Raw genomic sequence first — 23,939 nt, forward strand, 5'->3', positions numbered from 1 at the left:
GCCGGTCGTGCTCCCGGTCCTGGGCTGGGCCGCATGATCGACCGCAGGCCTCCCCGCCGCCTCACCGCCCTGCTCGCCGCGGCCGCCGCCACCCGCGCGGCCACCACCGGGTTGCGTTCACGCGCTCCCGGCGGACCGGGCCGCTGGCAGCGGAGGAACTACGCGGGGCGGACGGTGGAGTTGTACGCCGGGCCCGCCGCCGCCCTCGGTGTGGCGGCGGGAGCCGTGGCGCTGCCCGCCCGGCCCCGCGCCGCCGCCGCGCTCGCCGTGCTCGCGGCGGGGGCGTGCGGGGCGTACGACGACGTGGCGGGGGAGGGCGACCCGCGCCGGGGCTTCCGTGCGCACCTCGGCGCGCTGCGGGACGGCGAAGTGACCAGCGGGGCGGTGAAGTTGTTCGGCATCTCCGCTGCGGGTCTCGCCGCCGGTGCGCTGCTCAAGGAGCGGCCGGTGGACAAGCTCCTTGCGGGTGTCGTGATCGCGGGCACCGCCCACTTCGTCAACCTCGTGGACGTACGCCCGGGAAGGGCCGCCGGAGCGGTGGTGGCGCTGGGGGCGCCGGGACTGCTGCGCAAGGGCGCCGCGGGTGTCCTCTCCGCAGCCTCCGTGGGTGCGGCGGCGGCCGTGCTCCCGGAGGACATCGGGGAGCGCGCCATGATCGGCGACGCGGGAGCGCACGCCCTGGGCGCGGCGCTCGGCACCGCCATCGCCACGGGCAACGGCCGCGCGGGCCTCGCCGTCCACGCGGCGGGCCTGCTGGCGGCGGCAGCCTACGGCGAGCGAATCAGCGGGGCCGCGCGAAGCCTGGGCCGGCCGGCCCAGGCTCCCCGCCGCCTCGCTGTGTAGCGGTCTCCCGGCGACGGCGAGGTACCTCGCGGCCTCCCGGCGACATACCCCGCAGCGGCCCCCCGGTGCCCCACCCCGCAGCCACATCTCGACGTCGGCCACGCCGAGGCTCGGAAAGGCTTCCCAGCGGCATAGACACGCTGCAAAGATGCGGGGACCGCAGGTCGTCCGCGGTGTTGAAACCCCGTTGTCCTCACCCTTGTGGGTGATCCGGGTCAGGGAGTTGCCCGCCCCGACACGGAAGAGACCTTTCGGCGGTGCCGGAACGTCCGTACGGACTGGCATCCTTGGCGCAGCCCCCCGACGCCGACCCAGGAGCCCCGGCTACGTGAGCCACGTGAGCAGCCACTCACCGCACGGTCAGACCTCCCTGCACACCGTGCAAGTCCTGGGCGGTGGCAGCGCGGGCAGTAGTGCCCACGTCAGGTCGCTCGCCGCGGGCCTCGCGGCGCGCGGCGTGCGGGTCACGGTGTGCGCCCCCTCCGAGGCGGCCGGCGCCTACGACCTGACGGGCACCGGCGCCCGGCACGTGCACGTGCCCCGCAGCAGCGACCCCGCGTCCGTCGCCTCCCTCCGCCTGGCCTGCGCCGACGCCGACCTCGTGCACGCGCACGGACTGCACGCCGCGCTCCGCGCCGCCCTCGCGCTCACCGGCCGCCGCACCCCCCTCGTCGTCACCTGGCACACCCGCGCGCACGCGGAAGGCGCGCGCGGCCACCTCCTGCAGCTCCTGGAGCGGCGCGTCGCCAAGGCCGCCGCCGTGGTCCTCGGTACCTCGTCCGACCTCGTCGACCGCGCCCGCAGCAGGGGCGCGCGGGACGCCCGCCTCGCCCCCGTCACACTCCCCGCGCCCCGCACGGCGGCCAGTGCGTCCGAAGGGGCCGACGAGGCCGACGGGCTGCGGCACAAGGCCCTGGCCGAACTCGGAGCCGTCGGACGGCCGTTGATCGTCACGGTCGGCACGCTCGAACGGCAGCGTGGCTACGACGTCCTTCTCGAAGCGGCGCGCGCTTGGCGGCACCTCGACCCCCTGCCGCTCCTCGTCATCGCCGGTGAAGGGCCCGAGCGTGGCGCCCTGCAGCGTCGTATCGAGAGCGAAGGCCTGCCGGTTCAGCTCATCGGGCGGCGCGACGACGTGCCCGAGATGCTCGGGGCGGCCGATCTCGTGGTGCTGCCCAGCAGTTGGGAGTCGCGCTCCGTGCTCGCCCAGGAGGCCCTGCACGCGCGCGTGCCGCTCGTCGCGACCGCGGTCGGCGGCATCCCCGAACTGGTCGGCGACGCGGCGGCGCTCGTCCCGTACGGCGACGCCGAGGCCCTGGCCACCGCCGTCGCACGCCTCCTCGCCGACCCCGCCCTCAGGGAGCGGCTCAAGGACAAGGGCACGGCCCAGGCGGCGACCTGGCCGACCGAGGACGAGACGGTCACCCAAGTCCTGAGCGTCTACGACGAGTTGACGCAGCCGTTCGCCATGTAGCGCCGAGGTGCGCGGCCCTACGCCACGTGCCTTCGCGCGCGCAGCGCCAGGCTCAGCGCGAGGACCGTCTGCGGGTCGTCCAGGTCCGTGCCGAGGAGTTCACTGATCCTGGCGAGGCGGTTGTAGAGCGTCTGCCGGTTCAGGTGCAGCTCGCGCGCCGTCTCCGCCTTGCGTCCCGCATGGGCCAGGTACGTCTGCAGGGTGGGCAGCAGCGGTGGCTTCGAGCGCAGGTCGTGGGTCCGCAGCGGGCCGATCGCACGGTCCACGAACGCCGCGAGCGCCGAGTCGTCGTAGTGGTGCAGGCGCCACAGCAGCAGGTCGATGTCCAGGCGCCGCGCGTCGTGCCAGGGGCGGTCCGGCAGGCCCTGCGCGGCCGTCGCCGTCTCCGCCGCGTGTCTGAGGCCCGCCGATGCCGCGGCCCAGCCGCCCGCGACCCCGACCACCACGACCGGCGGCAGCGCCCCGGCCCGCTGCATCCCCGCCCGCTCCACGCCCGCCCGCAGCGCGGCGGCGACCCGGTCGGCCACCGCGGTGCGTTCGGATTCCGTACGGAGCCCGAGCAGCAGGGGGACGCGCCCCTCCACCGGGCGCACGCCGAGCAGCACCGGCACGCCCACCGCCGCCAGCTCCTCCGCCACCGCCCGCGCGAGCACGGCCCAGCCACCCCCGGGCGGCAGTCCGTCCGCAAGGCGCATCACGACCGGAAGCAGCGGACTCTCGCCGGGCTTGAAGCCGAGCACCCGCGCCTGGGCGGGCGCGTCGTCGGCCTTGATCCGCCCCTCCGCCAGGTCGGTCAGGAAGTCGCCCCGGCCGCGCGCGGCGAGCTCCTCCTCCTGCCGGGCCTGCATCAGGACCACCGCGAGCGACCCCGCGGCCCGCTCCGCCGCGATCCGGTGCACCGGAAGCAGCACGGACTCCACGGCGAGCAGTACGAGCCGGGCGCGCACCGAGCCCGACCCGGGCCCGCCGCCCGGCACGTCCACGAGCAGCGCGCCCGCGGGCGGCCCGTCCCGGTCGACGGTCCGGCCCCGCAGTCCCTCCCACACCTGGAGGGGATCGGCGCACTCGGTGCCCGCCCCGGCGGCGTACAGGAGCTGTCCGTCCGGCGTCTCCAGGAACACCGGGTTGCCGCTGAAGTCCGCGAGCACATTGAGGACCTGGGGCACGCCGCCCCCGCCGAGCAGCGCCTCCGTGCAGCGCCTGTGGACCTCCTCGGCCCGCTGGAGCAGGGCGTAGTGGCCGTTGACGATCTCGGTGTGGACCTCCTCCGTGACCGTCACGAAGGGCACCTCGCGGTGCAGCTGCACCAGCGGAAGGCCCGCCGCGCGCGCCGTCTCCACGATCGCCGCGGGCAGCCGCGTGAAGCGCGGGCCCAGCTCGACGACGAGCGCCGCGATGCCGCGCTCGGCGAGCTTGCGCACGAAGACGCGCTGCTCGGCGGGGCGTGCGCCCAGTCCGAGGCCCGTGGTCAGGAGCAGTTCGCCGCCCTTGAGGAGCGAGGCGATGTTCGGCACCTCGCCCGCGTGCACCCACCGCACCGTGCGCTGCAGCCGCTCCGCGCCCGCGACGACTTCGGGGAGCCCGCCGCGCAGACCCGGAAGTTCCAGGGCACGTTGCACGGTGATGCCGCCCTGAGTGCCCTGCGTGCCCTGACTTTCCATGGGGCGGACGGTACCTGCGCATACGTTCCGGGAACATCTCCGGCCGGTCACGGGAATGATCTGGTCCGCTCAAACCCCGACAACTCGTCGCGCCGGGGCGTCAATTGCGCTACCCCTTGTCGGTTGTGGCGTACGTCACTCCACGGCAGGGTGCCCGCCATGCCAGAGAAGATGCCAGAGCAGTCCACTTCCCCCGAGGTCCACCGCCTGAAGGCGAACTCCGTCGGCCTCGTCGGCGTCGTCTTCATGGCGGTCGCCACCGCGGCGCCCATCACGGCCATGACCGGCAACCTCCCCATCGCCGTCGGCGCGGGCAACGGCACCGGAGCGCCGGCCGGCTATCTCTTCGCCACGCTCGTGCTGACCGTGTTCTCGGTCGGCTACGTCGCCATGGCCAAGCGGATCACCGCCGCCGGCGCCTTCTACGGCTACATCTCGCACGGCCTGGGCCGCATAGCGGGCATGGCGTCCGGGATGCTCGCGGTCCTCGCCTACGTCGTCTTCGAGGCGTCGATCGTCGGCGTCTTCGCCTACTTCGCGAAGACCACCGTCCACGATCAGCTCGGCGCCGACCTGCCGTGGATCCTCTACGCGGCCGCGATGCTCGCCGTCACCGTCGTCCTGTCGTACTTCGACATCAACCTCACCGCGAAGGCGCTCGGCGTGATGCTGATCGCCGAGATCGCGGTCCTCTTCGCCGTCGCCACCGCCGTACTGGTCCACGGCGGCGGCCCCGACGGCATCCCCGTCGAACCGGTCAACCCGAAGAACGCCTTCACCGGCACATCGGCCGGCCTCGGCCTCTTCTTCGCCTTCTGGTCCTGGGTCGGCTTCGAGTCCACCGCCATGTACGGCGAGGAGTCCCGCAACCCCAAGAAGGTCATCCCGCGCGCGACCCTCGTCTCGGTCGTCGGCGTCGGCCTGTTCTACATCTACGTCTCCTGGATGACCATCGCCGGCAACGGCCTGGCCGGTTCGGTGAAGGTCTCGCAGTCCACGAGCCCGCTCGACCTGTTCTTCGACCCGGCCCACGCCTTCATCGGCGCCTGGGCGGTCGACACCTTCCAATGGCTCCTGATCACCGGCTCGTTCGCCTGCGGCATGGCCTTCCACCAGTGCGCCTCGCGCTATCTGTACGCGATCGGGCGCGAGGGATTCCTGCACCGGGGCCTGGGCCGTACGCACCCCAGGCACGGCTCCCCGTACATCGCCTCCTACGTCCAGTCCGCGATCGCCGTCGGTCTGGTCGGCGCGTTCTGGCTCACCGGCCAGGACCCGTACATCCACCTGTACACGCTGCTCGCGATCCTCGGCACGATGGCGATCCTCATCGTGCAGACCCTCTGCTCGTTCGCCGTGATCGGCTACTTCCAAAGGAACCACCCCGAGGACCGGCACTGGTTCACGACCCTGGTCGCCCCGCTGCTCGGCGGCATCGGCATGATCGCCGTCGTCGTCCTGCTGGTGATCAACATGGACACCGCGGCGGGCACGGCGGCGGACTCGCTGTTCTTCAAGGCCATCCCGTGGATCGTCGGCCTCGTCTTCTTCGGAGGGCTCGGCCTCGGCCTGTACCTGAAGGCCAGGCACCCCGCCCGCTACGAGATCATCGGCCGGATCGTCCTGGAGGACGCGGCCGAACGCACGGACGGCGACGGGAAACCCGTCGCCGTCCGGACCTGAAGGGCCTCGCTAACCGCCGTACGCCCCGCTGGCCGTCAGCCGCAGTGCCGTGTCGATCAGCGGCACGTGGCTGAACGCCTGCGGGAAGTTGCCGACCTGGCGCTGCAGCCGGGGGTCCCACTCCTCGGCGAGCAGCCCCAGGTCGTTGCGGAGCGCGAGCAGCTTCTCGAAGAGCCTGCGGGCCTCGTCCACCCGGCCGATCATCGCCAGGTCGTCCGCCATCCAGAACGAACAGGCGAGGAAGGCGCCTTCGTCGCCCTCCAGGCCGTCCACACCCGCGTCGTCGCCCGTGGTCGGGTAGCGCAGGATGAAGCCGTCCGACGTCGAGAGCTCCCGCTGGATCGCCTCGATCGTGCCGATCACGCGCTTGTCGTCGGGCGGCAGGAAGCCCATCTGGGGGATGAGCAGCAGCGAGGCGTCCAGCTCCTTGGAGCCGTACGACTGCGTGAACGTGTTCCGCTCCTTGTCGTAGCCCTTCTCGCAGACGTCCCGGTGGATGTCGTCGCGCAGCTCGCGCCACTTCTCCAGGGGGCCGTCCGCGTCACCGGACTCGATGAGCTTGATCGTGCGGTCGACGGCGACCCAGACCATCACCTTGGAGTGCACGAAGTGGCGGCGCGGGCCGCGCACCTCCCAGATGCCCTCGTCCGGCTGGTCCCAGTTCGTCTCCAGGTAGCGGATCAGCTTGAGCTGGAGCAGCGAGGCGTAGTCGCTGCGGGCCAGGCCCGTCATGTGCGCCAGGTGCAGGGCCTCGGTGACCTCGCCGTACACGTCGAGCTGGAGCTGGTGGGCCGCGCCGTTGCCGGCCCGGACCGGGGTCGAGCCCTCGTACCCGGGAAGCCAGTCCAGTTCGGCCTCGCCGAGCTCGCGCTCGCCCGCGATGCCGTACATGATCTGGAGGTTCTCGGGGTCGCCCGCCACCGCCCGCAGGAGCCACTCGCGCCAGGCGCGGGCCTCCTCGCGGTATCCGGTGCGCAGGAGCGAGGAGAGCGTGATGGCGGCGTCGCGCAGCCAGGTGTAGCGGTAGTCCCAGTTGCGGGAGCCGCCGATGTCCTCCGGCAGCGACGTCGTGGGCGCCGCGACGATGCCGCCCGTCGGGGCGTACGTCAGCGCCTTCAGCGTGATCAGCGAGCGGACCACGGCCTCGCGGTAGGGGCCGTGGTACGTGCAGTGCTCGACCCACTCCCGCCAGAAGTCCTGCGTCGCCGTGAGGGCGTTCTCGGGCTCGGCGGGTGCGGGCGGCTCCTTGTGCGAGGGCTGCCACGAGATGGTGAACGCGATCCGGTCACCGGGCGCGACCGTGAAGTCCGAGTACGTCGTGAGGTCCTTGCCGAAGGTCTCGGCCGACGTGTCGAGCCACACCGAGTCGGGGCCCGCGACGGCCACCGTGCGGCCGTCGACCTTGTGCACCCAGGGCACCACGCGGCCGTAGCTGAAACGCATCCGCAGGGCGGAGCGCATCGGCACCCGGCCGCTGACACCCTCGACGATCCGCACCAGCTGCGGGGCGTCCGTGTCGCGCGGGGGCATGAAATCGGTCACGCGGACCGTGCCGCGCGGGGTGTCCCACTCCGATTCCAGGATCAGCGAGTCGCCGCGGTACGTGCGCCGCGCGGCGGTCGGCGGTGGTGCGTCGGGGCTGTGAGCGGGCCCGAGGCGCCAGAATCCGTGCTCCTCCGTGCCGAGCAATCCGGCGAAGATGGCGTGCGAGTCGAAGCGGGGCAGGCACAGCCAGTCGACTGTGCCGTCCCGGCAGACCAGGGCAGCGGTCTGCATGTCTCCGATGAGTGCGTAATCCTCGATGCGCCCGGCCACGTGCATCTCCAGTCAAACGGCCACGTCGCCCTCTCGGGGGCGCTCGCTCTACGGTCAAGGCTTCGCTGTAAAACGAACTGCACGAGCCTCTTGTTCCTGGGAACGGACGGGGGTGGTTGCCGTTAGTCGGACCGGCTCGGCAGCGAGTGTCCGAGCAGGATACGACGCACCTCCCTGATCTGCGCGCCGCTCCCGGCAACGGGCCTGCGCCGAACGGGTGAGCACCAGGTGAGGGAGGTGTGACGGGAGTGCCCCAGCGTGGCCGGAAGCAGCCTCCTCCCGTCGCTGATACCCTGGTAGCCCGTGAGCCGGTGGTCATTGAACCCCCGAACCGCAGCGACGGCAGCTCCTCCGGAAACCTGAGGACGACGCCGGTACGCACCCTCCAGACCGCGACCACGGGAGCCCCCTCTTGGCCATGCAGCCAAAGTCCACGACGACCAAGCACATCTTCGTCACCGGGGGTGTCGCCTCTTCCCTCGGCAAGGGTCTGACTGCCTCGAGCCTGGGTGCGCTCCTCAAGGCGCGCGGCCTGCGCGTCACCATGCAGAAGCTCGACCCGTACCTGAACGTCGACCCGGGCACGATGAACCCCTTCCAGCACGGTGAGGTGTTCGTCACGAACGACGGCGCCGAGACCGACCTGGACATCGGGCACTACGAGCGCTTCCTGGACGTCGACCTCGACGGCACGGCCAACGTCACCACCGGCCAGGTGTACTCGCAGGTCATCGCCAAGGAGCGGCGCGGCGAGTACCTCGGCGACACCGTCCAGGTCATCCCGCACATCACGAACGAGATCAAGCACCGCATCCGCCGCATGGCCACCGACGACGTCGACGTGGTCATCACGGAGGTCGGCGGCACGGTCGGCGACATCGAGTCCCTGCCCTTCCTGGAGACGGTCCGTCAGGTCCGCCACGAGGTCGGCCGCGACAACGTCTTCGTCGTGCACATCTCGCTCCTTCCCTACATCGGCCCGTCCGGTGAGCTGAAGACCAAGCCGACCCAGCACTCGGTCGCGGCCCTGCGCAACATCGGTATCCAGCCGGACGCCATCGTGCTGCGCGCCGACCGCGACGTACCGACCGCCATCAAGCGCAAGATCTCGCTGATGTGCGACGTCGACGAGGACGCGGTCGTCGCGTGTGTCGACGCCAAGTCGATCTACGACATCCCGAAGGTCCTGCACACCGAGGGCCTCGACGCCTACGTGGTGCGCAAGCTCGACCTGCCGTTCCGCGACGTCAACTGGACCCAGTGGGAGGACCTCCTGGACCGGGTGCACAACCCGAACCACGAGGTCACCATCGCGCTGGTCGGCAAGTACATCGACCTGCCCGACGCCTACCTCTCGGTGACCGAGGCGCTGCGCGCGGGCGGCTTCGCCAACCGCGCCCGCGTCAAGGTCAAGTGGGTCACCTCCGACGACTGCAAGACCCCGGCGGGCGCCGCCAAGCAGCTCGCCGACGTGGACGCGATCTGCATCCCGGGCGGCTTCGGCGACCGCGGCGTGACCGGCAAGGTCGGCGCCATCACCTTCGCCCGCGAGAACAAGATCCCGCTGCTCGGCCTCTGCCTTGGCCTGCAGTGCATCGTGATCGAGGCCGCCCGCAACCTCGCGGACATCCCCGACGCCAACTCCACGGAGTTCGACGCCGCGACCGCCCACCCGGTCATCTCGACCATGGCGGAGCAGCTGGACATCGTCGCGGGCGAGGGCGACATGGGCGGCACGATGCGCCTGGGCATGTACCCGGCGAAGCTCGCCGAGGGCTCCATCGCCCGCGAGGTGTACGACGGCAAGGAGTACGTCGAGGAGCGCCACCGTCACCGCTACGAGGTGAACAACTCCTACCGCGCCGAGCTCGAGAAGAAGGCCGGCATCCTCTTCTCCGGCACGTCCCCGGACGGCAAGCTCGTCGAGTACGTCGAGTACCCCCGTGAGGTCCACCCCTACCTGGTCGCCACCCAGGCGCACCCTGAGCTGCGCTCGCGCCCGACGCGTCCGCACCCGCTCTTCGCCGGCCTGGTGAAGGCCGCGGTGGAGCGTCAGACGGGTAAGTAACACAAGAGCGATACGGTTGCCGGGGTACGAGCCTTGTGAGGCTGGTGCCCCGGTTTCTGTTTGCACGTGTGGGAGGACAGGGCGACATGACGATCAAGGACACCGCCGAGGAGTGGCAGGTCACGGCCACGGAGACCCCCTTCGTGGGGAACAAGACCTCCGTGCGCACCGACGACGTGGTCATGCCCGACGGGACCGTCGTCCACCGTGACTACCAGGTGCACCCCGGCTCGGTCGCCGTGCTCGCCCTGGACGACGTGGGCCGCGTCCTGGTCCTGCGCCAGTACCGCCACCCCGTCCGCCACAAGCTCTGGGAGATCCCGGCCGGGCTGCTCGACATCCCCGGCGAGAACCCCCTGCACGCCGCCCAGCGCGAGCTCTACGAAGAGGCGCACGTCAAGGCCGAGAACTGGCGCGTCCTCGCCGACGTCTACACCACGCCCGGCGGCTGCGACGAGGCCGTGCGCATCTTCCTGGCCCGCGACCTCTCCGAGGCCGACGGCGAGCGCTTCGAGGTCTCCGAGGAGGAGGCCGACATGGAGCTGGCCCGCGTACCGCTCGAAGAGCTCGTACGCGGTGTGCTCGCCGGGGAGCTGCACAACAACTGCCTGGTCGTGGGCGCCCTTTCGCTGGCCGCCGCGCTGAGCGGTGACGGCGTCGACGCGCTGCGCCCGGCCGACGCGCCCTGGCCCGCGCGCCCCTTCGAGGCCTGAGAGGCGTTCGCGGTGGCCCCCGGGGAAGCGCCCAGGGGGCCATTGGAGTCCTCCGGTGTGACGATCTACTGATCCGATCGGGGGACTTGCGCGCGCCGCGGGGCGGGGGAGGCGGCAGGGCCTGAACTAGGCTCTGGAAGCGTCCCGACCGGAGTCCCGGCGGGTTCGCGCGCAGTCGGACGGAGCATGGCCCGTGACGGATCAGGCAGTCGACACGGACGGATCGGCAGCGGGCGGCGCGGTGCCGCGGCCCGCGGTGGCCCAGACCTCCGCGGGCGGTCAATTCGTCGGCCGGCGCCGGGAGTTGAAAGAGCTCCGCGCGGACATCGACCGCGCGGGCCTTGACACCATCTCGGGCCGCAAGGCGCCACGCGCCCGCGTGCTGCTCATCGCGGGCCGCCCCGGCTCGGGCCGCACCGCACTCGCCGAGGAACTCGCGCGGCAGATCGCCGACGACTACCCCGACGGGGTGCTCCGCGCCCACCTCACCGAACCCGACGGCACCCGCGTGCCCACCGAACGCACCGCACGGGAACTGCTTGACGCCCTCGGCGTCCCCGCGCCCCCGGGAGCCGACGAGGACGAGCTCGCCGAAGTCCTCCGGGATGCGCTCTCGGGCCGCAGGGCCCTGCTCCTCCTGGACGGTGCCGCGGACGCCGATCAGGTCGACCCGCTGCTCCCGGACGCGCCCGAGTGCCTGGCCGTGGCCGTCTCGGAGGGCCCGCTCACCGGCATCCCGGACGTGCGGCCGTGCACGCTGGGCGGCCTGGACTCGGCGGCCGCGGTCGAACTGCTCTCCCGTGCGGCGGGCCCGGTGCGCATCACCGTCGACCCGCGCTCCGCGGAGAGCCTGGTCGAGGCCTGCGCCGCGCACCCCGCCGCCCTCGTGCTGGCGGGCGGCTGGCTCTCCGTGCGGCCCAAGGCGGCCGTCGCCGACCTGGCCAAGCAGGTGCACGACCGGCCCGAGGAGGGCTCCGCGCTCACGCGCGTCTTCCGGCACACCTACGCCTCGCTGCCGTCGACGGCGGCGCGGATACTGCGCTTCCTCTCCCTCGCCCCCGCGGGCCACGTCGACCCGCACACCGCGTCCGCGCTCGCGGGCTGCTCGGTCTCCGCCGCCCGCACGACCCTGGACGACTTCGTGAAGCTCGGCCTGGTCAGGGCCGTCCCGTCGCCCCTGCCGCAGTACGAGCTGCCCAGCTGCCTGATGCCGCTGCTGCGCACGCTCACCGAGACCTTGGACCGGCCCGCCGAGGTGCAGCTCGCGCGGGCCAGGATGCTGGAGCGGACCGTGCGCCTGCTCCAGTCCTGCCGGGCGATCACGGAGCCGGACGGCTCGGCGGCCCGCAAGAAGCTCGCCGGGATGCCGCGCGCCCTGCGCTTCCCCAGCCCCGGCGCCGCCTCCGAGTGGCTGCGCATCCGCCGGCCCGCGCTGCTCGCCGCCGCCCGCCTCGCGGTCGCCGACGGGGAGCTCGACACCCTCGCGCGACGCCTGATGGCGGCCCTGACGCGGGCCCTGGTCGCCCATCGGGGCACGGAGGAAGCGGCCCCCGACCTGTACGGCATCCACCGCCTCGTCCTCGATGTCGCCGAGCGCCGGCACCTGCCCCGCGAACAGGCGGCAGCCCTGCTGAATCTCGCGGACCTGGACGCCAGGACGGGACGTACGCAGGAGGCACTGGTGCGCTACCGGCTGGCTCTGGACGCCGGACGGGAGGCAAATGATCCGTACGCGACCGGCCGGGCGATGGAATCCGTAGGCAGTGCCTACCAGGAGCTGGGGGACTGGTCGCGGGCCTCGGACTGGTTCGGGCGCGCCCTCGCCCATCGGCTCGCGCGCGACGAGCGCACCGACGCCGCCCGGCTCTACGGCCGGATCGCGGCGGTGCACACCTACGCGGGCCGCTACGGCGAGGCGCTGCGCAACTGGAGCTCGGCCGTCACCGGGCACCGCAAGACCGGCGATGTGGCGGGCCAGGCAAGGGCGTTGAGCGAGCTGGCGCGGGTGCAGGAGTACGCGGGGCGGCCCGAGGAGTCGCTGCGCACCTGCCAGGAGGCCGTCGAGTGGGCGCGGCAGGCCGACGACGTACGTCTGCAGGCGGCGCTCCAGCTCAGGCTCGCCGACACCCTGGACCGGCTCGGGGACCCGGCGGCCGCCCGGCTGCACCGCGGTGCGGCCGAGCGCATGCTGGGAACGGGGCTCGAGGAGGTCACAGGGCCTGCATCGAAGGATTCCAAGGATGGAGCAGGGGCTTCCGCCTACGAAATCCGTAGCGCTTCCGCAGAAGATTGATGCATTGAAAGGCTAGACAGCGAGAAGTCCTTCATTAGACTGGCTCCGCCGCGTACTTCCGTGGTGTCTCCGATGCGCCCTCTTGTGTATCGGTATGTAGTGCATTGCCCGAAAAACCCCTGAGCCAAGAGGACCGTGATCGACGTGAAGGTCGGCATCCCCCGCGAGGTCAAGAACAACGAGTTCCGGGTGGCCATCACCCCCGCCGGTGTGCACGAGCTGGTGCGCCACGGCCACCAGGTCGTCATCGAGCGGAACGCCGGTGTCGGCTCCTCGATCACGGACGCGGAGTACGTCTCCGCGGGCGCGGTCATCCTGGACACCGCCGACGAGGTCTGGGCCACCGCCGACCTCCTCCTGAAGGTCAAGGAGCCGGTCGCCGAGGAGTACCACCGCCTCCGCAAGGACCAGACCCTCTTCACCTACCTGCACCTGGCCGCCTCCAAGGAGTGCACGGACGCGCTCCTGGAGTCCGGCACCACCGCCATCGCCTACGAGACGGTCGAGACCGCCAACCGCGCGCTCCCGCTGCTCGCCCCGATGTCCGAGGTCGCGGGCCGCCTGGCCCCGCAGGTCGGCGCCTACCACCTGATGGCCGCCCAGGGCGGCCGCGGTGTCCTGCCCGGCGGTGTCCCGGGTGTCGCGGCCGGCAAGGCCGTCGTCATCGGCGGCGGCGTCTCCGGCTGGAACGCCGCGCAGATCGCCATCGGCATGGGCTTCCACGTGACCCTGCTCGACAAGGACATCAACAAGCTCAAGGAGGCGGACAAGATCTTCGGCACGAAGATCCAGACCGTCGTCTCCAACGCCTTCGAGCTCGAGAAGGCCTGCCTCGACGCCGACCTCGTCATCGGCGCCGTCCTCATCCCGGGCGCCAAGGCCCCCAAGCTCGTCACCAACGAGCTCGTGTCGCGGATGAAGCCGGGAAGTGTCCTTGTCGACATCGCGATCGACCAGGGCGGCTGCTTCGAGGACTCGCATCCGACGACGCACGCCGAGCCGACCTTCCCGGTCCACAACTCGGTGTTCTACTGCGTCGCCAACATGCCCGGCGCGGTGCCCAACACCTCGACGTACGCGCTGACCAACGCGACGATGCCGTACATCGTCGAGCTGGCGAACCGCGGCTGGGTCGAGGCCCTGCGCCGTGACCACGCGCTCGCCCTGGGCCTCAACACCCATGACGGCAAGGTGGTTTACAAGGAGGTCGCGGAGTCGCACGGCCTCGAGCACGTCGAGCTGGAGACGCTCCTCGGCTGAACCTGACCGCTTTCGTCAACGAAAGTCGTCAATCTCACGCCCACGGCCGGACCTTGAGAGGGGTCCGGCCGTATGCGTATGTCCGTGGACATGGTCAACTCGCCTTGAACGTAACCCTTTAACCGATTCGCGCACCCCGGAAATGTGCCAATGGCACCCCGCGCGCCCTTGACATGGGGGCGTTCGATTGCCGACACATCGGGCCGGGTCCGGCGGATTGTGTTGCTGCGGACCGGTGACACGCCATAGAGTCGCCAACCGTCGGCATGGTGCCACGCTGACCTATCGAGAAATTTCCTGGTCACCAAGGAGGTAAGACGACTTGTGAATGAGTCGACATTTGCTCCCGGGGGTGGTCAACCAGGAACCTCTGAGCGGGGCCAAGGACCCGTGGGGCTCGAGGCTGTCGGCTCCGTCGCTGTCCGCACCTTCGCAGCCCGCCAGAACCCCCAGCAGGCACAGCCGACTGGGGCGACCCAGTCGACATCGTCTGCACCCCAGAGCATGGATGGCCATCACGTGAACGCCATGGCCGGCGACCGGAGTGGCGAGAACACCACCCACACCCAACTCGCCGACTACGAGGAACTGCCCCAGGGGCACTTCTACGACCCTGACGCCGAGTACGAGCCCGATCCCGAGTACGCGGCCACGCTGGCCCCGGACGCGGCCCGTCAGCGCCGTGAGCGCATCGGTCCCACCGGTCGCCCGCTGCCGTACTTCCCGATTCCGGGTCCGTTGACCGATCACGGCCCCGCGAAGATCATCGCGATGTGCAACCAGAAGGGCGGCGTGGGCAAGACGACGTCGACCATCAACCTGGGTGCCGCGCTCGCGGAGTACGGACGCCGGGTCCTGCTGGTCGACTTCGACCCGCAGGGCGCGCTCTCCGTGGGCCTCGGGGTGAACCCGATGGAGCTGGACCTGACGGTCTACAACCTGCTCATGGAGCGGGGCATGTCGGCCGACGAGGTGCTGCTGAAGACGGCGGTCCCGAACATGGACCTGCTGCCCAGCAACATCGACCTGTCGGCCGCCGAAGTGCAGCTGGTGAGCGAGGTCGCGCGCGAGTCCACGCTGCAGCGGGCGTTGAAGCCGCTGATGCAGGACTACGACTACATCGTGATCGACTGTCAGCCCTCGCTCGGCCTGCTCACCGTGAACGCCCTGACGGCGGCTCACAAGGTGATCGTGCCGCTCGAGTGCGAGTTCTTCGCGCTGCGCGGTGTGGCCCTGCTGACGGAGACCATCGAGAAGGTCCAGGAGCGGCTCAACCCCGACCTGGAGCTCGACGGCATCCTGGCCACCATGTACGACTCCCGCACGGTGCACAGCCGTGAGGTGCTCGCACGGGTGGTCGAGGCCTTCGACGATCACGTGTACCACACGGTGATCGGACGCACGGTCCGCTTCCCGGAGACCACGGTCGCCGGTGAGCCGATCACGACGTACGCATCGAACTCGGTCGGCGCGGCCGCTTATCGCCAGCTCGCCAGGGAGGTGCTCGCCCGGTGTCACGCCGAGTGAGTCTGCCGGGGGCCGACGAACTGTTCCGTACGACCGGGGGGATGGCGCTGCAGTCGTCGTCCCCGCGACGCCAGGCGAACGGCGAGACGCGGGTGCCCGCACCCGCGGGCGAGAGCGACGAGACCGCTGCCGGTGACGGACACGGCGGCGGCGCGGGGGACGGCGGTGACGCCGCCGAACACGGCGCCGCCGACGCGGAGTCGGGCGAGTCCCGCAGCCGGTCGGCCGGTGGCGAGGGCGAGCGGGACGGACGCCGTCCCGCCCAGGGCCAGGAGGGCGCCGCCGCACAGGGCGGCGGCCGGTCCGCGAACTCCTCCTCCACGGCACAGGCGCGGCGCCGCGCACGGGCGGCCAACCGGCGGCCCAGCGGGCGCGAGCGGCACGACGAGAAGATCACCGTGTATGTGTCCGCCGAGGAGCTGATGGACCTCGAGCACGCGCGCCTCGTCCTGCGGGGCGAGCACGGCCTCGCGGTCGACCGCGGGCGGATCGTCCGTGAGGCGGTGGCCGTGGTTCTCGCGGATCTCGAGTCCCGCGGGGACGCGAGCATTCTCGTACGACGGTTGCGCGGGCGGTAGCGGTAGCGTTCCCGCTTGATGGCCACGACTGACGACTCCGCGCAGCCTGCCCCGCGCCGCGCCCTGGGGCGGGGCCCGGGGGTGGCTCCGGCGGAGCCCGAACCGGCGCCCGAACCGGCGCCGGAGCCGGTCCAGGAGTCGGTCCAGGAGCCCTCGGAACCGGCGCCGGAGCCGGCCCCGGTGGCCGCGCCGGACGACGGGCGGTTCAAGGTCCGCCTCGCCAACTTCGAGGGCCCCTTCGATCTGCTGCTCCAGCTCATCTCGAAGCACAAGATGGACGTCACCGAAGTAGCGCTGTCCACCGTGACCGATGAGTTCATGGCGCACATCCGGGCCATGGGGCCCGACTGGGACCTGGATCAGACCACCGAGTTCCTCGTGGTCGCCGCCACCCTGCTCGACCTCAAGGCGGCCCGGCTGCTGCCTTCCGCCGAGGTCGAGGACGAGGCGGATCTCGCGCTGCTCGAAGCGCGGGACCTGCTCTTCGCGCGGCTGCTGCAGTACCGCGCGTACAAACAGATCGCCGACATCTTCAGCGGGCGCCTGGAGTCCGAGGCGCGCCGCTATCCGCGCACCGTGGGGCTCGAGGCCCACCACGCCGAGCTGCTGCCCGAGGTCGTCATCAGCATCGGCGCCGCTGGGTTCGCCGCGCTCGCCGTGAAGGCGATGCAGCCCCGTGCGAAGCCCCAGGTGTACGTCGACCACATCCATGCCCCGCTGGTGTCCGTGCAGGAGCAGGCAGGGCTCGTCGTGGCCCGGCTCCGGGAGCGGGGCGAGGTCAGCTTCCAGGTGCTCGTCGAGGACGCGGGGGACACCCTCACCGTCGTCGCCCGGTTCCTGGCGCTCCTGGAGCTGTACCGCGAGAAGGCCGTGGAGCTGGACCAGGAGGAGGCCCTGGGCGAGCTGATGGTGCGGTGGACCGGTGGGGAAGGCGACGGGGAGCCGACGGTGACCGACGAATTCGACCGGCCGCCCGAGACGACGAGTGAGGGAACGGTCACATGAGCCACGTGAGCGACGCGGGTCCCGCGGGGGACCTGGCGGGCGCCGTAGCCGACCTGGAGCTGCGGCCCGCCCTGGAGGCCGTGCTCATGGTCGTCGACGAACCGGCCACCGAGGAGCACCTCGCCAAGATCCTGGACCGCCCCCGGCGGCAGGTCGCCGACGCGCTGCGGGAGCTGGCCGACGAGTACACCGTGCAGCGCAGGGGCTTCGAGCTGCGGCTCGTGGCGGGCGGCTGGCGGTTCTACACGCGGCCCGAGTACTCCGCGGCCGTCGAGCGCTTCGTCCTCGACGGGCAGCAGGCGCGGCTCACCCAGGCGGCCCTGGAGACCCTCGCGGTCGTCGCGTACCGCCAGCCGGTCAGCCGGTCGAGGGTGTCCGCGGTGCGCGGAGTGAACTGTGACGGCGTGATGCGGACGCTTCTCCAGAGGGGTCTGGTGGGGGAGGCGGGCGCGGAACCCGAAACAGGTGCGATCCTGTATAGGACGACGAACTACTTTCTGGAGCGGATGGGCCTGCGTGGCCTGGACGAGCTCCCGGAGCTCGCGCCCTTCCTCCCCGAGGCGGAGGCGATCGAGGCCGAGACGCTGGAAGGCGCTTTGTCGTTCGACCCGGACGCACCCGATGCGCCGGGGTACGAGTACACCCAGGACACAGCCGACTAACGGAAATTTGATGCGAAGCAGCAACGGCAGGAACAGCAGCGGAAACAACGGCGGGAGCCGTGGTGGCAACAGCGGCAGCCGTGGCAGCAGCGGTGGGCGCCCGACCGGCGGCGGTCGCGGGAGCGGCGGTGGCCGCCCGACCGGCGGTGGCCGTGGCAGCGGTGGCGGCGCAGGCCGCGGCGGCAGCGGTGGCGGCCGCGACTTCCGGGGTTCCGGCAACAGCCCCGACCGGCAGGGCCGCGGCGCCGGTGGCGCGCGCGACGACCAGGCCGCGCCGAAGCGGGAGAGCAGGCCCCGTCCCGAGGAGCGCCGTTACGACGTAGGCGGCGACGCCTCGAAGAAGGGCCGTGGCGCGGCGGCGCGCGGCGGCGCCAAGGGCGGCCCCAGGGCGCCTCAGGGCTCGGACCGGGGTACCCGGCGCGGCGCGGGTGCTCCCGCGACGTCCCGTGAGTACGACGCGCGGCAGGAAGAGCGCAACCGCGAGCGGTACGCGGGCAAGCCGAAGGTCAGCCCGCCCAAGACCTTCCCGGGCGCCGAGCAGGAGGGCGAGCGGCTGCAGAAGGTCCTCGCCCGCGCGGGCTACGGCTCGCGCCGTGCCTGCGAGGAGCTGGTCGAGCAGTCCCGTGTCGAGGTCAACGGCGAGATCGTGATCGAGCAGGGCATGCGGGTCCAGCCCGAGCGGGACGAGATCAAGGTCGACGGCCTGACGGTCGCCACCCAGTCGTACCAGTTCTTCGCCCTGAACAAGCCCGCCGGTGTCGTCTCCACCATGGAGGACACCGAGGGCCGCCAGTGCCTGGGTGACTACGTGACCAACCGGGAGACGCGGCTTTTCCACGTGGGCCGTCTGGACACGGAGACCGAGGGCGTCATCCTGCTCACCAACCACGGTGAGCTGGCCCACCGCCTCACGCACCCGAAGTACGGCGTGAAGAAGGTCTACCTCGCGCACATCGTGGGCCCGATCCCGCGCGACCTGGGCAAGCAGCTCAAGGACGGCATCCAGCTCGAGGACGGGTACGCCCGCGCGGACCACTTCCGCGTCGTCGAGCAGACCGGCAAGAACTACCTGGTCGAGGTGACGCTGCACGAGGGCCGCAAGCACATCGTGCGCCGCATGCTCGCGGAGGCCGGCTTCCCGGTCGACAAGCTGGTGCGGACGTCCTTCGGGCCGATCGCGCTGGGCGACCAGAAGTCGGGGTGGCTGCGCAGGATGTCCAACACCGAGGTCGGCATGCTGATGCAGGAAGTCGACCTCTAGGCAGTACGAAGATCCCGAGGCTCCGGCCCCGAGATCGGTGAAGGCGGCCGGTCCCTGCGCACGCAGGGGCCGGCCGCCTTTCTTCGTGTCTTGCGGGCCGGCCCCCACACCTTTATAGTCTCAGTGACCATAAAGAAAAGGGGGTGGGGAGTCGTGCAGGGCTACGACAAGTACGCCTTCGAGCCGTTCGCCGTCACCGTCGACCTCGCCGTCTTCACCGTCCGCGCGGGCCGCCTGCACGTGCTGCTCGTGGAGCGCGGCCAGGAGCCGTACGCGGGCCGCTGGGCACTGCCCGGCGGATTCGTGCTGCCCGAGGAGTCGGCCGAGACCGCGGCGGAACGAGAGCTCGCCGAGGAGACCGGCCTCGCGGACAGCGGCGGGCTCCACCTGGAGCAGCTGCGGACGTACAGCGAACCGGACCGCGACCCGCGGATGCGCGTCGTCTCCGTCGCCTTCGCGGCGCTCGTCCCCGACCCGCCCGCGGTGCGCGCGGGCAGCGACGCGGCCCGCGCGGAGTGGCTGCCCCACGGCGCCCAGGGGCCGCTCGCCTTCGACCACGACCGCATCCTCGCCGACGCCCACGACCGCGTCCGCGCCAAGCTCGAGTACACCGGCCTCGCCACGGCCTTCTGCCCGCCCGAGTTCACGCTCGGCGAGCTGCGCCAGGTCTACCAGACGGTGTGGGGCGCCGAACTCGACCCGGCCAACTTCCGGCGCAAGGTGCTCGGCACGTCCGGCTTCGTCGAGGCCGTCCCCGGGGCGGCGCGCCTGACGGGCGGCCGGGGCAAACCGGCGGCCCTGTACCGCGCCGGTCCTGCCACCTCCCTGCACCCGCCCCTGCTCCGCCCCACGGTCACCCCCTCGGAAGGACAGCCCTCATGAAGCGTGCCGCCACCGGATCCCTCATAGGCCTCGCCCTGGGGGACGCGCTCGGCTTCCCGACCGAGTTCAACGACGTACCGTCGATCCTCGCCAAGTGCGGGCCCTGGCGGGAGATGGAGCTGCCGAGGCCCGCGATCGTCACGGACGACACGCAGATGACGCTGGCGCTGGGCCGCGGCCTGCGGACCGCCATGGACCGGGGACCGCTCGGGCCGAAGCGGATGGAGCGGCCGGTGCGCGAGGAGTTCGTGGACTGGTACCAGTCGCCGGAGAACAACCGCGCGCCCGGCAACACCTGCCTGAAGGCCTGCTACCTGCTCAAGACCGGCAAGCCGTGGGAGGAGGCCAGCCAGGTGCACTCCAAGGGCTGCGGCGCCAACATGCGCGTCGCGCCCATCGGACTGGCCCCCGGCCTGAGCGACGAGCAGCGTTCGGGCGCGGCCCAGTTGCAGTCCGCGCTCACCCACGGTCACCCCACCGCGCTCGCCGCGTCGGACCTCACGGCGCACGCCGTACGTCTCCTTGCGCAGGGCGCCGAGCCGACGGGGCTCGTCGGGCTGCTGCGCTCCTACGCGTACGAGAACCGCGAGACGTACCGCGCGCAGTGGCTCGGCGAGCTGTGGACGCGCGCGGACGATCCGACGCCCGAGGCGTTCATGGCCCGCGGCTGGGACGAGTGCCTGGCCGTCCTGGAGCGCCTCGAAGCCGCGCTGAAGCACACCAACCCGGAGACGGACCCCTGCCTGGCCACGGGGGAGGGCTGGATCGCCGAAGAGGCGCTCGCCACGGCGCTGCTGTGCTTCCTGCAGTTCGTGGACGAGCCCCTCACCGCCCTGCGCAGGGCCGCCTGCACCTCCGGCGACTCCGACTCGATCGCCTGCCTGACAGGCGCCTTCGCAGGCGCTCACCTGGGCGCCGACGCCTGGCCCGCCGAGTGGGCCGAGCGGATCGAGTACCGGCAGGAGCTGCTGGAGCTCGGCGCGCTCTGGGACGGGGACGGCCGAGTCGCCTAGGCCGCTGCCGCCGATTCGCGGCGCACGCGGAACAGGAAGTCCTCGACCCGGCGGCGGTCAGGCTCGGGCGGCAGGGACGTGTGCGAGGCCGCCTCTTCCGCCTCTTCCGCGAGGCGTCGCATCCAGGACTCGATCTCCCGCCAGGGCACCTCGCCCCGCTTGACCGCGAGCAGCGGCTCGCGCTGGTCGCCGACGTCGATGGTCAGCTCGCCCGTGCGCAGCAGGTCGCGGCAGCTGGTGAGGAGGCGCAGGAGGTGCATGGCGTGCTTCCAGCGGGGCGCGCCGTGCAGGCGTACGTCGGCCTCCAGCTTCTTGTGCTGGCCGAGCGCGTAGCCGGCGAAGGTGACGCGGGCCCGGCGGGAGAGGAACGCGTCGCGCAGGGCGACGAGCTCGCGGCCCGTGTCCGTCACGTGTTCCACGAGCGGCGAGTGCAGGCACTCCAGGATGTTCGGGTTGGCGCGCAGGGCCAGTTCGCAGAAGCGTTCCAGCTCCCAGCTGAACTGTTCCTCCGCCGGGCCCTCCACGTGCGTGGGCGGCTTGTCGAAGTGCCAGAAGAGCGGGGTGGGGGCCAGGAAGACGCCCCTGCGGTCGGTGTCGCTGCCGTCCGTGGCCAGGCCGAAGGCGCGCGAGCCCATCACGCAGGCGTAGACGGTGTGGTCGCGTACGAGATCCAGATCGGGGCCCGGGGCCTTGGGGCTGTGCATGCGGGGAGCGTACGGCCAGGAGCTAGCCGAGGGTGATCGAATTTCCGGTGACCTTGATGTTCTGCGGGGGCAGCGGGCGCGGCGCAGGGCCGTCCGCCACCGAGGCGTCGGCCACGCGGTACTTGCTGCCGTGGCAGGCGCAGTTGATCGTGCCGTCCGACACCTCGCTGACGATGCAGCCCGAGTGCGTGCAGACCGCGGAGAAGGCCTTGAAGTCGCCCTTCTCCGGCTGGGTCACCACGACCTTCTTGTCCTTGACGACCTTGCCGCCGCCGACCGGGATGTCGGAGGTCTTGGCCAACTCCTCTGCCTTGGGAGGTGGTTGATCCTTGTCGCCCGGCTTCGACGCCGAGGGCGATGCCGTCGGCGGCTGCGACTTCGGCGCCTCCGGTTCCGCGCCCTCGTCCCCGTACTTGGTGCACCCGGCAGTCAGCGCGACCACGCCGCCCGCGGCGATGACGGTGCGCCGTGAGGGGCGTGCGCCGCTCATGTCGTCACCCCGAACGTACGGAAGAACCACAGCGCCGACGTCCACCAGACCACCGTGAGGACCGCGAAGACCAGGCCGCCGATCACCGGCAGCAGCCAGCCGGGCAGCTTCTCCGAGCGGAGCAGCAGCATCTTGGCGCTGAACGCGCCGAAGAAGAAGCAGCCGAGCAGCGAGTGCCACATCACCCGGCTCGAGTACGTCTGGTAGCCCAGCGCGTAGAGGCAGTGGACCGCCACGGGGACCGACACCAGGAACGCGATCCGGCCCGACCAGCGGTGCAGCGCCGACGACCAGGACGGTCCCGGCAGGCGCCCGTACACCATGAGCGCCGACACGATCTGGACCAGCGCGAAGGCGAACGCCGTCGTGCCCAGCCAGGCCTTGACCGCGCTCGTGCTGCTGAACCCGGCGAGGTTGAAGGCCGTGCCCTCGGGGTCGTGCGTCTTGCCGTACACGCCGAGACCGACGGCGACCGCGGCGGCGACCAAGGCGGGGACGAGGTAGCGGGCGGGGTGCGGGCGGCGGTGGTCGCCCGCCGCCGGGGGCGGGCCGAAGCCGCCCTGTGTCGCGGCGTTCGGATCGACGCTCATGGCGGCTCCCTGGTCGGGGCGGAGCGGGGTCAGGGCACGACGGGACGGGCGGTGAGCTCACCGCCGTCGAACGGGACGGTGCCGGTCTCCGGGTCGAGGCGCGGGGCCTTCTGCGGCTTGCCGTCCTGCTTGAGGATCCCGACCTGCCGCCCGTCGGGCAGGACGATCCAGCCGCCGTCGATCTCGGCGCCGCGCACCTCGGTCGTCGCGCGGTACAGACCGGAGGGCTTCTTCGCCCTGGCGGCGGTGAAGTCCCGCGGCTTCTTGTCGATCTCGACCTTGCCGCGCACCGCGTTGTCGGCGAGCGTGGCCTCCAGCTTCGCGCCGTGCTTGCCGGTCAGCCGCATGGAGCCGTCGTCCTCGACGTCGCCCTTCAGCCAGGACTCCGCGTCGCGGCCGTTGCAGTAGTACGCGATGGCCTTGTCGTCGCGGATCGAGATGGAGATCGCGGCGGCGTCGTCAGCGGTGCGGCCCGCGTACTCGGACTTCCCGGGAGGCCTCTTCGAGGGGCTCTTCGAAGGGCTGTCGGTGGGCTTGGCGGACGGGGCGTCCTCGGTGGGTTTCGCGGAGGTGGGCTCCGCGGACGTGGGCGCGGGCGACGCGGCGCCGGGCGCGTCCCCTCCGTACGACGTGTTGCCCGTCCCTGTCGTCGCGTTGAGCGACAGCATGAACAGGGCCAGCAGCAGCCCCCCGAGGAGCGTGTAGAGCGGTCCGGAGCGCTTCATGCGGGCCTCCCCCGAGGCGTGGCCTTGACGGCCCCTCCATGCAAGCGGACCCGTGCCCCCGGCGTCCATAGTTGAACGGCCACCAATCGGGCCAAGTGGCGACAGGGGGCGATTAGGGCGACATTGGCATGGTCCGAGGTCCGCGCCCGTTCGAGGCGCCGGCCCGGCCCCTCACTCGAAAGGCGCGACCATGGCGGGTAACGATCTGGGAAGCCTTCTCGGCGGTCTCCTCGGCGGCGGACAGGGCGGCCAAGGCGGCGCGGCCGGAGGCTCCGGAGGCGGCAACGTCCTCGGCTCGCTGCTCGGCGGACTGCTCGGCGGCGGCGCGGGTGGCGCGGGCGGCGCCCAGGGCGGCGCCGGCGGGAACAACCCGCTGGGCGGCCTGATGGACATGATCACGAAGTCCGGCCTGGTCAGCCAGGACCAGCTCGACTCCTGGGTCGGCAAGGGCGACAACCAGCCGCTGAGCCCGGACCAGGTCAAGCAGGCCGTCCCCGACGAGACCCTGGACAAGGTCGCCACCGACGCGGGCGTCAGCCGTGACGAGGCCGCGGACCAGATCGCCCGGCAGCTGCCCCAGGCCGTCGACAAGCTGACCCCGGAGGGGCAGGTCCCGACGGGCTCGCTGGAGGACATCATCAAGGAGCAGAAGCTCTGACCCCACCCCGGTGAGGCAACGCGGCGTCCGTCTC

21 protein-coding genes are annotated in these 23,939 nt (G+C 71.8%); 15 read left to right on the top strand and 6 right to left on the bottom strand.

Annotation, left to right across the window (positions count from 1 at the left end):
- Window positions 1-33 precede the first annotated feature (33 nt).
- Together ACIGXX_RS36480 and ACIGXX_RS36485 are read left to right on the top strand one after the other, a co-directional pair.
- Window positions 34-843: a hypothetical protein gene (locus tag ACIGXX_RS36480; protein ID WP_361469867.1), complete on the top strand. Its 810-nt coding sequence runs from the start codon at window positions 34-36 to the stop codon at window positions 841-843.
- A gap of 328 nt (window positions 844-1,171) precedes the next feature.
- A complete protein-coding gene (locus ACIGXX_RS36485) occupies window positions 1,172-2,317 on the top strand; it encodes a glycosyltransferase family 4 protein (RefSeq protein WP_366464702.1) in 1,146 nt (381 codons plus the stop codon).
- Window positions 2,318-2,334: 17 nt separating this feature from the next.
- Here ACIGXX_RS36485 and ACIGXX_RS36490 read toward each other — a convergent pair whose 3' ends face one another.
- The gene (locus ACIGXX_RS36490; protein WP_361469871.1) at window positions 2,335-3,978 is read right to left on the bottom strand and encodes a PucR family transcriptional regulator; all 1,644 of its coding nucleotides are present in this window, start codon (window positions 3,976-3,978) and stop codon (window positions 2,335-2,337) included.
- Window positions 3,979-4,137: 159 nt separating this feature from the next.
- Here ACIGXX_RS36490 and ACIGXX_RS36495 point away from each other — a divergent pair, with 159 nt between their 5' ends.
- Window positions 4,138-5,661 carry an APC family permease gene (locus tag ACIGXX_RS36495; RefSeq protein WP_351171202.1) on the top strand — a complete coding sequence of 508 codons (1,524 nt, stop codon included), beginning with the start codon at window positions 4,138-4,140 and terminating at the stop codon, window positions 5,659-5,661.
- 9 nt (window positions 5,662-5,670) lie between these two features.
- Here ACIGXX_RS36495 and ACIGXX_RS36500 read toward each other — a convergent pair whose 3' ends face one another.
- On the bottom strand, window positions 5,671-7,482 hold the full coding sequence (locus ACIGXX_RS36500) for a glycoside hydrolase family 15 protein (protein WP_351171204.1): 1,812 nt from the start codon (window positions 7,480-7,482) through the stop codon (window positions 5,671-5,673).
- Between the two features lie 412 nt (window positions 7,483-7,894).
- Between ACIGXX_RS36500 and ACIGXX_RS36505 the strand changes: the two genes are divergently transcribed.
- The 11 genes from ACIGXX_RS36505 to ACIGXX_RS36555 all read left to right on the top strand — a co-directional run bounded on the left by ACIGXX_RS36505 (window position 7,895) and on the right by ACIGXX_RS36555 (window position 20,738).
- Window positions 7,895-9,544: a CTP synthase gene (locus ACIGXX_RS36505; protein WP_351171423.1), complete on the top strand. Its 1,650-nt coding sequence runs from the start codon at window positions 7,895-7,897 to the stop codon at window positions 9,542-9,544.
- Window positions 9,545-9,630: 86 nt separating this feature from the next.
- Window positions 9,631-10,257 (top strand): NUDIX domain-containing protein, encoded by a 627-nt coding sequence (locus ACIGXX_RS36510; protein WP_399982343.1) that lies wholly within the window; start codon window positions 9,631-9,633, stop codon window positions 10,255-10,257.
- Between the two features lie 193 nt (window positions 10,258-10,450).
- A complete protein-coding gene (locus tag ACIGXX_RS36515) occupies window positions 10,451-12,550 on the top strand; it encodes a tetratricopeptide repeat protein (RefSeq protein WP_399982346.1) in 2,100 nt (699 codons plus the stop codon).
- Window positions 12,551-12,694: 144 nt separating this feature from the next.
- Window positions 12,695-13,810: an alanine dehydrogenase gene (gene ald, locus ACIGXX_RS36520; protein ID WP_351171429.1), complete on the top strand. Its 1,116-nt coding sequence runs from the start codon at window positions 12,695-12,697 to the stop codon at window positions 13,808-13,810.
- Between the two features lie 324 nt (window positions 13,811-14,134).
- Window positions 14,135-15,337: a ParA family protein gene (locus ACIGXX_RS36525; RefSeq protein WP_351171210.1), complete on the top strand. Its 1,203-nt coding sequence runs from the start codon at window positions 14,135-14,137 to the stop codon at window positions 15,335-15,337.
- The gene (locus ACIGXX_RS36530) at window positions 15,322-15,915 is read left to right on the top strand and encodes a hypothetical protein (RefSeq protein ID WP_361469876.1); all 594 of its coding nucleotides are present in this window, start codon (window positions 15,322-15,324) and stop codon (window positions 15,913-15,915) included. The genes ACIGXX_RS36525 and ACIGXX_RS36530 overlap by 16 nt, the downstream gene beginning before the upstream one ends.
- A gap of 18 nt (window positions 15,916-15,933) precedes the next feature.
- Window positions 15,934-16,920, top strand: a complete 987-nt coding sequence (locus ACIGXX_RS36535; RefSeq protein ID WP_399982543.1) for a segregation and condensation protein A — start codon at window positions 15,934-15,936, stop codon at window positions 16,918-16,920.
- Window positions 16,917-17,582, top strand: a complete 666-nt coding sequence (scpB, locus tag ACIGXX_RS36540; RefSeq protein ID WP_351171216.1) for an SMC-Scp complex subunit ScpB — start codon at window positions 16,917-16,919, stop codon at window positions 17,580-17,582. The genes ACIGXX_RS36535 and scpB overlap by 4 nt, the downstream gene beginning before the upstream one ends.
- Before the next feature lie 10 nt (window positions 17,583-17,592).
- A complete protein-coding gene (locus ACIGXX_RS36545) occupies window positions 17,593-18,843 on the top strand; it encodes a pseudouridine synthase (protein ID WP_351171219.1) in 1,251 nt (416 codons plus the stop codon).
- 123 nt (window positions 18,844-18,966) lie between these two features.
- Window positions 18,967-19,725 (top strand): NUDIX hydrolase, encoded by a 759-nt coding sequence (locus ACIGXX_RS36550; protein WP_399982351.1) that lies wholly within the window; start codon window positions 18,967-18,969, stop codon window positions 19,723-19,725.
- Window positions 19,722-20,738 (top strand): ADP-ribosylglycohydrolase family protein, encoded by a 1,017-nt coding sequence (locus ACIGXX_RS36555; RefSeq protein ID WP_399982354.1) that lies wholly within the window; start codon window positions 19,722-19,724, stop codon window positions 20,736-20,738. Before ACIGXX_RS36550 ends, ACIGXX_RS36555 begins: the two co-directional genes overlap by 4 nt.
- Here the strand turns inward: ACIGXX_RS36555 and ACIGXX_RS36560 are convergent.
- The 4 genes from ACIGXX_RS36560 to ACIGXX_RS36575 are packed head-to-tail and all read right to left on the bottom strand — an operon-like array spanning window position 20,735 to window position 23,247.
- Window positions 20,735-21,442: a DNA polymerase beta superfamily protein gene (locus tag ACIGXX_RS36560; RefSeq protein ID WP_361469884.1), complete on the bottom strand. Its 708-nt coding sequence runs from the start codon at window positions 21,440-21,442 to the stop codon at window positions 20,735-20,737. The genes ACIGXX_RS36555 and ACIGXX_RS36560 overlap by 4 nt on opposite strands.
- A gap of 22 nt (window positions 21,443-21,464) precedes the next feature.
- Entirely contained in the window at window positions 21,465-21,932 is a 468-nt protein-coding gene (locus ACIGXX_RS36565; RefSeq protein WP_366464697.1) for a Rieske 2Fe-2S domain-containing protein, read from the bottom strand.
- Window positions 21,929-22,522 (bottom strand): DUF6529 family protein, encoded by a 594-nt coding sequence (locus ACIGXX_RS36570; protein WP_399982359.1) that lies wholly within the window; start codon window positions 22,520-22,522, stop codon window positions 21,929-21,931. The genes ACIGXX_RS36565 and ACIGXX_RS36570 overlap by 4 nt, the downstream gene beginning before the upstream one ends.
- A gap of 29 nt (window positions 22,523-22,551) precedes the next feature.
- Entirely contained in the window at window positions 22,552-23,247 is a 696-nt protein-coding gene (locus tag ACIGXX_RS36575) for a hypothetical protein (protein WP_383817968.1), read from the bottom strand.
- Window positions 23,248-23,437: 190 nt separating this feature from the next.
- Between ACIGXX_RS36575 and ACIGXX_RS36580 the strand changes: the two genes are divergently transcribed.
- Window positions 23,438-23,905 (top strand): YidB family protein, encoded by a 468-nt coding sequence (locus ACIGXX_RS36580; RefSeq protein WP_351171239.1) that lies wholly within the window; start codon window positions 23,438-23,440, stop codon window positions 23,903-23,905.
- Window positions 23,906-23,939 lie beyond the last annotated feature (34 nt).

Origin of the sequence: Streptomyces sp. NPDC055243 (assembly GCF_044544025.1) — a bacterium.
Classification (GTDB): domain Bacteria; phylum Actinomycetota; class Actinomycetes; order Streptomycetales; family Streptomycetaceae; genus Streptomyces.